Source organism: Brochothrix sp., assembly GCF_017549435.1.
GTDB lineage: Bacteria > Bacillota > Bacilli > Lactobacillales > Listeriaceae > Brochothrix > Brochothrix thermosphacta.
Map to the genome: position 1 here is coordinate 1 of NZ_JAFYUW010000005.1, position 9,067 is coordinate 9,067.

8 protein-coding genes are annotated in these 9,067 nt (G+C 38.0%); 3 read left to right on the forward strand and 5 right to left on the reverse strand.

All coding sequences use genetic code 11. The features are described from left to right. Nucleotides 1–623 precede the first annotated feature (623 nt). Nucleotides 624–1,331, reverse strand: a complete 708-nt coding sequence (locus IKV95_RS00210) for a transaldolase (RefSeq protein ID WP_029090952.1) — start codon at nt 1,329–1,331, stop codon at nt 624–626. Between the two features lie 321 nt (nt 1,332–1,652). Here IKV95_RS00210 and IKV95_RS00215 point away from each other — a divergent pair, with 321 nt between their 5' ends. Continuing rightward, nucleotides 1,653–2,564, forward strand: coding sequence for an alpha/beta hydrolase (locus IKV95_RS00215; RefSeq protein WP_287451279.1), 912 nt, complete (start codon nt 1,653–1,655; stop codon nt 2,562–2,564). Between the two features lie 61 nt (nt 2,565–2,625). Here IKV95_RS00215 and IKV95_RS00220 read toward each other — a convergent pair whose 3' ends face one another. After that, entirely contained in the window at nt 2,626–3,174 is a 549-nt protein-coding gene (locus IKV95_RS00220) for a cysteine hydrolase family protein (RefSeq protein ID WP_029090953.1), read from the reverse strand. A 54-nt stretch (nt 3,175–3,228) separates the two neighbouring features. Beyond that, nucleotides 3,229–4,653: an aminotransferase-like domain-containing protein gene (locus tag IKV95_RS00225; protein WP_287451280.1), complete on the reverse strand. Its 1,425-nt coding sequence runs from the start codon at nt 4,651–4,653 to the stop codon at nt 3,229–3,231. A gap of 125 nt (nt 4,654–4,778) precedes the next feature. On the opposite strand from IKV95_RS00225, the gene pdxS reads away from it, so the two are divergent. Together pdxS and pdxT are read left to right on the forward strand one after the other, a co-directional pair. Further along, nucleotides 4,779–5,666: a pyridoxal 5'-phosphate synthase lyase subunit PdxS gene (gene pdxS / locus IKV95_RS00230; RefSeq protein WP_029090955.1), complete on the forward strand. Its 888-nt coding sequence runs from the start codon at nt 4,779–4,781 to the stop codon at nt 5,664–5,666. Between the two features lies 1 nt (nt 5,667). Then, nucleotides 5,668–6,237, forward strand: coding sequence for a pyridoxal 5'-phosphate synthase glutaminase subunit PdxT (gene pdxT / locus IKV95_RS00235; RefSeq protein WP_029090956.1), 570 nt, complete (start codon nt 5,668–5,670; stop codon nt 6,235–6,237). A gap of 369 nt (nt 6,238–6,606) precedes the next feature. Here pdxT and IKV95_RS00240 read toward each other — a convergent pair whose 3' ends face one another. Next, nucleotides 6,607–7,257 carry an endonuclease III domain-containing protein gene (locus tag IKV95_RS00240; RefSeq protein ID WP_287451281.1) on the reverse strand — a complete coding sequence of 217 codons (651 nt, stop codon included), beginning with the start codon at nt 7,255–7,257 and terminating at the stop codon, nt 6,607–6,609. Nucleotides 7,258–7,316: 59 nt separating this feature from the next. Next, nucleotides 7,317–8,225 (reverse strand): DNA-3-methyladenine glycosylase 2, encoded by a 909-nt coding sequence (locus tag IKV95_RS00245; RefSeq protein WP_287451282.1) that lies wholly within the window; start codon nt 8,223–8,225, stop codon nt 7,317–7,319. Nucleotides 8,226–9,067: the final 842 nt, after the last annotated feature.

The following is a 9,067-nucleotide window of genomic DNA, read 5'->3' on the forward strand; positions in this document are numbered from 1 at the left end:
ATAGTGAGGTGTTATCATGTTAGACAAAAAATCAATTCAAATTATTAAAGACACAGTCCCCTTTTAATTTGTTAATTAAAAACTAGTACACTAAACAGAAATAATCTAATCAGTGTACTGGTTTTTATTTTTTGATGCTATATAAAGCTCCTACAAATGATAGCTTTATTTTCATGTCTAAACATTGTGTATTTATCTATCTTTTTTAGCAAATGTACACCCAATTACCTAATCAATTTTTAAACGGTCACATTTCTGTTGTTTTTATGTATAATTGACATGTATTCACTTAAATATTTTTCACAGTCATGTTAAACTTAAATGAATTGATCGCAGGAGGTTTTTTTTATGTCAGCCAATTTAAAACTATTTTTAAAAATCTTATTTTGGATAATAATTTTCTTTATTTTGATTTTAACGCCATTGTTAATTGCTGTTAACTACACAGTCTAAATCTAATTATATAGCTATACTTAAGATGTTTTCTTATAAAAAAAGCACTCAGCATCGTTTGAGTGCTTTTTTGTGATTTCAGAAACAACCGACAAACAACGCCTATTAAAGAAAATTTCATTAAAAAAAAGCAGCCACATAAAGTGGCCGCATACTGTAATTTGAATCGCTTAAAGAATTGAATAACCTAATGCTTTGATATCGTTATTGAAACCAATAACAGTATCAAGTGACACTTGATTTAAATCTTTACCGATATCTTTGATTTTGCCGATAATTGCAGGCGGAACTGTGATAATATCAACACCAATATCTTTTGCTTGGATAATGTTGATTAATTCACGTGTACTTGCCCATAATAATTCAGCACCCGGTTTTTGTTTACAAATTTCAAGTGATTTCACCATTAATTCAGTTGGATCAACACCAGTATCAGCAACACGTCCAGCGAAGACTGAAACGATGTTATTAGTGCCTGGAGTTAATGCATCAACAGTGTCCTGTACTTGTTCTAATGTTAAAAGCGCAGTAACGTTTAAACTCACGCCTTCAGAAGATAATTTTTTAATAAGTGGGATTGATGACTCCCCTTTTGTGTTTGTAATTGGAATTTTAACAAAAACATTATCGCCAAATGTAGCGATTTTACGTGCTTCTTTTTCCATTGTTTCAAAATCATCCGCAAAAACTTCAAATGAGAGTGGCATATCTGGAATAGCTGTTACAGCGGCTTTAGCAAATTCGTTATAATCAGTGATACCGGCTTTTTTCATTAAACTTGGATTTGTCGTAAAACCACTGACTTCTCCTGCTTTGTAAGAAGCGACCATCTTATCTAATTCTGCTCCATCTGCGAATACTTTAATTCCTTCAATCATGTGTAACTCCTCCTTGAAAATGTATTGAGTTATGAGGCTTGCTCTAACGAAGAGGAAACTAGCTCAGTTCAATCACTGAACATTACTAATTCCAAACAATACGGATAACTCGATGCAATAAAAGAAATATTCAATCTGAAGATTAATAAATCTCTTACTACTCCTTTATCATAATGAAAACGCTTCACTATTACAAGTATTTAGACACATTTTCGCCTTTTTTATTTTTTTGTTTTAATTAGAAGTCAATTAAGCCATTAAGCTGTACAAACTAAAACATTCAGCTATATACTGAAAGTATCTTTATAAGTAGGTGATTTTATGCAAAGTATTCACAGTCAACTGATTCATCGAACGCTTCGTGCGTCGAATTTTAATCAACATTGGCAACTCACAGGTAAAAAACTCGAAAAGCGTGTGCACAATAAACAAAAAAATGACCGTCACCAACCTCTCAAACTCATTACTAAACAAATTAATATCACGATGCATTATCTTGACGATCAACTTTATTATCGTCTATCGCCAAAAGAGTCAGAAATTAACACGAGTGCACCACCGATTCTTTACTTTCATGGAGGCGGCTATATTTATACACTCACACCTCTCCATTGGGAATTTTTAGCACGACTCGTACGCACAACTGGCAGTATTGTTTCAGTCCCGATTTATCCATTGGCGCCACAAAATAGCTATCATGAAGTATTTTCAATGGCTGTGCCGCTCTACCGACTGCTCTACACACCCAATTTAGTTTTAATGGGGGATTCTGCAGGTGGTGGGATTGCATTGGCTTTGGCTCATCTATTAAATGATAGAGGTCTTTCGCAGCCTCGACGTATTATTGCACTCTCCCCTGCGCTTGATCTTTCTTTCAGCAATCCAGAGATTGAAGTCATGAAAAAAAATGACCCTGTTTTAGCGCTGCCTTCACTCACTGTTATTGCCGACTGGTACCGTTGTGATTTGCCGGTGACACACCCATTAGTGAGTCCTTTTTATGCAGATTTTGAAAAAATTGCGCCTGCAAGCCTTTTTACAGGAACCTATGATATAACGAATCCGGATGCGAAAAAGTTGCAACAACAATTAGCTGAACGTCAGATTCCATTTGATTATCGTGAGTACCCCAAAATGCTCCATATCTGGATGATGTACTATTTTCCTGAAGCACGTCAGGCCTTTAAAGAAATATGTGAATTAATACTTGAAGATACTAAAATTAGAGCCTAAAAAAAGACGCTAACAAACTGAAATAACAGTTGAGGTTAGTGTCTTTTTTGTTTCTTTATTTTTAACGTACCTCTGCCCCAAGGCTGGCTTTAAAATGAGATAATGCCCACTGATGCCCCGCCTGATTAAAACTCGCGACACCCGCTTCATGCACCACAATTTTATAGCCTAAGTTATAAGCTGATATGGCTGTATGTAGGACACAGATATCCGTACAGACACCAACGAGATGAACTTCCGTAATATTGCGCTCACGAAGATGCATGTCCAAATTCGTTCCTGCGAAGGCACTGTAACGTGTTTTATCGAGCCAAAAAACATTTTTATCGCGCTGATGCGCATCGTACCAGTTCTGAACAGAACCATAAAGCTCACGTCCAGCTGTTCCGTTAATATTATGCGGTGGAAATAATTTATTTTCAGGATGATAACGATCATTAAGTTGATGGTAATCAACCGCCATCACAATTTCATCTTGGTTGATAGCAAAGGTTTCTAATAGATTAAGCAACGTCTCTTCAATCGCTTGTCCTGCTTCTCCACAAGTTAACGATCCTTCGGTTGCAACAAAATCATTGGTGTAGTCAATTACAAGTAATGCTCTATTCATGTATTTTCCCCCTTCAAACACTGATGTCACAAAACTCATTATAGCAGAAAGCTTTCATTTAAGCTCTTGAAGTTGTTTTTTTAATAACAGAACCGCTTCTAGCAAACGCTCTTCTGTAAAATGGATAAAACTTAGCCTGAAATATTTTGCTGAATCGCCGAATAACGTCCCTGGCATCAACAGTACATTTTGCTTTAATAAGTGATCATATTCCCGCTGGGTTGTGACATAGTCAGGTAGACTTACCCAGAGATGATACCCACCCGTTATGGGTTCGAACTGAATGGCTTCATCAAAAACTAAGCGTAACTGTTTTTGAAAGGTTTGACGTAATGTAGTAGTTTGTTGCATTAAATGAGCCACATGTTGTGAAAAACCATTTGACTTTAACAAGCTGTATGCCAGTACTTGTGGAAAAATACTGAGGCCTAATTCCATTTCATTACGTGCCTCTGCCAACCGTTTGATGACTTCAGGCGGAGCCGTTAGCCACCCAATCCGTGTAGTTGCCCCAACAACTTTTGAAAGTGAACCGATGTAAATCACATTGTCAGGCGCATAACTATAAAGCGGTTGAATGGATGATGGGGTTAGCATACCAAATGGATCATCTTCTACGATGGGAATATGTAACTTGCCACACGTTTCGACCAACCGTTGACGCGCAGCATGTGACATCACTTTACCAGTCGGGTTCTGATAAGTCGGATTAACAAATACCATTTTAATACGGTGCTTCCCGTATAGCGTCTCTAGTTGTTCACGCCAATCCTCACTATCAGTCATCGGTAAGGGGTAAAGTCGTAACCCTGCAGATTGAAATAATGACAATGAGTACGAATACGAGGGCGCTTCAATGGCAATCGCATCGCCCGGACTGAGGAGCCCTTGTGTAATCAGGAACAACGCTTGTTGCGCGCCTGATGTAATCAGCACATGTTCACTTGTTAACGCTTGATTACTCCGCTGACTTAATTGTTCCGCAAATACGGTGCGTAATGGTTCGTACCCACTCGGTGCATCATTGGCCTCTTCACTTAGCAACGTCTGCCATGATAGATGCGGCAATTCTATTTCCGGCGTCAGTGATACCGGTAAATCGCCTGATGCAAAATCAAGCAACTCCGGATCAGCTTCTCGTTGTTTGGCTTTCAGGGCATCCATAAATGGCACACTTAATGAAAAACGACTGTGTTTCATATAGTTATGCCAATTTGTCTGATTACCTGTATAACGAAACCACTTGTCAGGATTAATATACGTTCCTCTCCCCTGCTCGGCAATCACTATCCCATTAGCAACAAGTTCTTCATAGGCCCGCTTCACCGTTGAGCGATTCACTTGAAACAAGTCAGCCAGCGCGCGTTCTGTCGGTAATCTTTCCCCTGGTTGTAACTCTCCACGCCCTAACTTCTCTTCAATCACATGAATAATTTGATGGTACTTCGGTAAGGCACTCATCTCTGGTAATTGCCACATAAATAGACTCCTCTCAAAATTGGTTGGGTCATTTACCTACCAATTGGTTGTTGTTTAAAAGTATTCCTACTCTATCATAAGAAGTAGATTAAGGCAATCACACAACCAACTTGGAGGGATGACAAATGAATCAACAAACAGGTACTGAACGAGTGAAACGAGGAATGGCACAAATGCAAAAAGGTGGCGTTATTATGGACGTTATCAATGCAGAACAGGCAATTATTGCTGAACGAGCAGGAGCAGTTGCTGTCATGGCTCTAGAACGTGTGCCATCTGATATCAGAGCAGCAGGTGGTGTTGCACGTATGGCAAACCCTAATATCGTCGAAGAAGTCATGGCGGCTGTCTCAATCCCCGTTATGGCAAAAGCACGTATTGGTCATATTGCCGAAGCACGTATTTTAGAAGCAATGGGCGTTGACTACATCGATGAAAGTGAAGTGTTAACACCTGCTGATGAAGAACATCACTTACTCAAGAATGAATACACGGTGCCCTTCGTCTGTGGCTGTCGTAACTTAGGTGAAGCACTCCGCCGTATTGGTGAAGGTGCCGCGATGTTACGTACTAAAGGTGAGCCAGGTACTGGTAATATTGTTGAAGCCGTTCGTCATATGCGTCAGATTAATCGTGAAATTGCACAAGTTCAAGCGTTACAAACAGATGAATTAATGGCATTCTCTCGCGATATCGCCGCACCTTATGAGTTGGTGAAAGAAATTCATGAAACAGGGAAATTACCCGTCGTTAACTTTGCTGCTGGTGGTGTTGCAACGCCTGCAGATGCTGCATTAATGATGTCATTAGGCGCAGACGGTGTGTTTGTTGGCTCTGGTATCTTTAAAGCTGAAAACCCTGAAAAATTTGCTCGTGCGATTGTTCAAGCAACAACTTACTACACAGACTATGCCTTGTTAGCAGAAATTTCAAAAGGACTCGGCGAACCGATGAAAGGGATCGACGTGATGTCACTTCAAACTGAAGACCGTATGCAGGAAAGAGGGATTTAATATGAAAACAATTGGTGTTTTAGCCTTGCAAGGTGCCGTCAGTGAGCACCTTTCCCAAATAGAAGGTTTGGGTCATAAAGCAGTGCCAATTACCCTACCCGCGCAACTGGCAACGATTGACGGTCTCATTCTACCCGGAGGCGAAAGCACAGCGATGCATATCCTCTTAGGAACCTTTGATTTTATCCCAGCGCTGATTACTTTTATCGAAGAAGGACATGGTGTCTTCGGTACCTGTGCCGGTATGGTTTTATTAAGCCAGCTGAATGAGGGTGCCTTCCTTGAAGCAGAGGTTGTACGTAACGGTTTTGGTCGTCAAATCGATAGTTTCGAATACCACTTGCCCGTTGAATTAGAGACAGGCACGATTAGTTTCCCAACTGTGTTTATTCGTGCACCTTTCTATGCCTCAGTAGGTAACGCTGTTAAAGTACTCGCACGTATCGATACAAAAATTGTCGCGGTTGAAACACCCACCTTATTAGCAACAGCGTTTCATCCTGAATTAACAGAGGATACACGCCTCCTCGCTTATTTTATTGATAAGAAAGTAACCGCTTCTCAGTCATAAGAAAGAAACAGCAACGCCAGGACATCATTTGTCTTGAACGTTGCTGTTTTTATTTGCTACTATGCTTACCCTATAGAGAGATAAACATTCCCATGTTATTAGACACCTATAACAATCCACTTAAAACGTTAATGCTTTTAAATTAACACGCTTAACTACCACGCAATAACCGCTCTATTTATCATCATGCGTTAATAACCTTGAGGCAATTTGTTCAGCCTCGTGCATCTAAAGATTATTTTTAACTATCATTATCTCTATTAGCTCATGCTTAAGGATTTTGTCATCATTATTCAACGTAGCTCATACTCCCGCAACATTCTCTCTATTGCTAATTGCCCAATTACAAATAGCTTTTAAAGGTTAGTATTAAAAGAAAAAGTCTGCTTTATTTAGAAAAGGTTTCTCCTTTTTCGTTTTATTAGTGAGGTATCTTTTTCCAAACTCATCAATTAAGCCGTGAAATTCTTGTGCCTCAGTATCGGTGAAATCTTCTGGTAACTTGATAACCTTATATAACTTATCGTAAGTATCAAAGGTGTCATCCTGTAACCAACCAAATAAACGCCTTGCATAAGCATCAGCAATGAATACAGGTCGATCAAAGATATATACCAACAACACATCTGCCGTTTCAAACCCGATTCCCTTAATAGTTAATAACTCTTCCCTCAGTTTTTCACCATATTGCTGATTGATGAATTGATAATCCCAATTGTATTGCTCGAACCAAGCAAAGACTGCTTTAATTGTTTGTGCCTTATTTTTATAGAAACCACTCGGACGAATCAATAATTCCAACTCTTCCAAAGATAACCTTTTAATTTTATGCGAAGAAAACTGGGTGATTACTTTCAAATTTTCCAAGGATTTTTCCACATTGGACCAATTGGTATTTTGCACCAGAATGGCACCCAAGATAATTTCTGGTTTACTCTCTGCTGGCCACCACCCTTGTGGGCCCATTTCTTTGAGAAGCGTTTCGAATAATAAACGAATATCAATTTTTTGTTTGTCCATAGCTCACTCCTTACCGCCGCTTATATCAAGTGATTATATCACTTATTTTGATCACCTTTTTAATAAAGTAAACGCCAAATATAAAAGGTCGCATAGCTACACCAGGGGCCCCATCGTTCCTTCAAAATTTTCATATGAATCTCATCCGGCTTACTTTCTAGGTTTTCAATTACTTTTATGCCATTTAACAAACCGATATCTGCCATGGGGAACGCATCTCCCATCCTTAAGCACCGCATCAACACATAATTAGCAGTCCAAGGACCGATACCACGTATTTTTGTCATCGCTTTTTCAGCCGCATCGTTATTTTGAAAGTTAGAATAGTAAGCTTTTGAGATTTTTCCTGCAACAATTTGCTGAGATATATCAATTAAATACTCTGCTTTACGTAATGTTAATTTCAATTCTAACAGTTCTGCTATTGATACGCTCGCTATCTTTTCAGCTGTTGGATAAATCCAGTAAGTTTTCCCCTCAAATAAAAGACTCTCACCGTATTTTTCAGTGAAACGTCGTTTTAATGTGTAAGTATACCCAAGATTAATTTGTTGTCCAAAAATCCCCCAAGTTATTGCTTCATAAAAATTCGGCATCCCCACCATTCTAAGACCGGCAAATTTAGTAGTTAAGTTCTTTAAGATTGCATCTGTCTCTGCTAGCCTATAAAAAGGTTCTAAGTCTGTATTTAAATCGAACCAATCTGTTATAAAAGCAACAATTTCACTCATACTCTTTTCTGTCCAGCTTTGTTCATTTAATACGGTTATTTCAATCAGCTGCTTTGTTTCATTATAAGAAATCTCGCACAAATACGTGTCTGATCCAACCCTAAAGGCGCGCCTTACCTTGTCATCAATCACCTCAAACATCACTTCATTGTGTTCACGATTCAAATAATTTAATATGGCCCCCCAAGAAAAGAGCGCGGGTGTATTTAATTTCAAGCTATCCTTCTCATTAATCATTTCACACAACCCCTTTGCTAATTATAGTTTAACAAATATTTGAGGTAATAAATGTTGCTATCTGGCTTTTTATATCAGGCAAGATTTAAATAATGTATACTAAGTGTAGAAGCTATAAAATATTGTCATTGGTATTTTGAATAGCAAAACTTAGAGTCGCTGTAACATCACTGACAACATAAATAACATTAGATCATTCAAGGAGGCAAACTAATGTCAAAAATTAAATATCGTTTAATTATCTGGGGAATACTACTTGTTAGCTATTGTTTTTTATATGGCTATGGCATCATTCATTTATTCGTTTTTTGTTTATTTTTTCTAGCCGCTTTATTTGATATATTGCGAGTACTGTACATTAAGAAACAGTAGAGTGTTAGCAAAAAATCCTCCTCAAAATCAAACTACGTTTTACCTATCAGATAGAAAGTCACCACGCACTGTCTGTATGTGCAGCAATTTTATAATTTTCAATAGTTTCCATACAAAAAAGCATCTCCTGTTCAATTCAGTTCGAATTCAACAAGAAATGCTTATTTATTTTCCCTCGTTACAAACACCGCTTCATCGCATCCGTCTTATGCCTGTTTCGAAGGCAAAATCACTATATTCCTCTTTTTACAATTCCCCCAAGATAACAGCTTTGTAAAAAAATCAGTAACTTTTCAACTGAAGAATCTATTTTATTTATTTTGAATGTTTTATATGCTGGTTATTTCTCAAAAGATTATGTCAAAAATTATAATTACAAGGTTAAAAACTCAATTTTATTGGAAGAAACACGACGAGTTAAGCAAACTGAGCTTATTGAGTGACCTACTATTATTTTTTATGCATTATAT

Excerpts from the sequence above, each read along its gene's own strand:
- IKV95_RS00245 (WP_287451282.1), bottom strand. The coding sequence starts at position 8,225 with ATGATTAATGAGAAGGATAGCTTGAAATTAAATACACCCGCGCTCTTT.
- IKV95_RS00210 (WP_029090952.1), bottom strand. The coding sequence starts at position 1,331 with ATGATTGAAGGAATTAAAGTATTCGCAGATGGAGCAGAATTAGATAAG.
- pdxS (WP_029090955.1), top strand. The coding sequence starts at position 4,779 with ATGAATCAACAAACAGGTACTGAACGAGTGAAACGAGGAATGGCACAA.
- IKV95_RS00225 (WP_287451280.1), bottom strand. The coding sequence starts at position 4,653 with ATGTGGCAATTACCAGAGATGAGTGCCTTACCGAAGTACCATCAAATT.
- IKV95_RS00240 (WP_287451281.1), bottom strand. The coding sequence starts at position 7,257 with ATGGACAAACAAAAAATTGATATTCGTTTATTATTCGAAACGCTTCTC.
- IKV95_RS00215 (WP_287451279.1), top strand. The coding sequence starts at position 1,653 with ATGCAAAGTATTCACAGTCAACTGATTCATCGAACGCTTCGTGCGTCG.
- pdxT (WP_029090956.1), top strand. The coding sequence starts at position 5,668 with ATGAAAACAATTGGTGTTTTAGCCTTGCAAGGTGCCGTCAGTGAGCAC.
- IKV95_RS00220 (WP_029090953.1), bottom strand. The coding sequence starts at position 3,174 with ATGAATAGAGCATTACTTGTAATTGACTACACCAATGATTTTGTTGCA.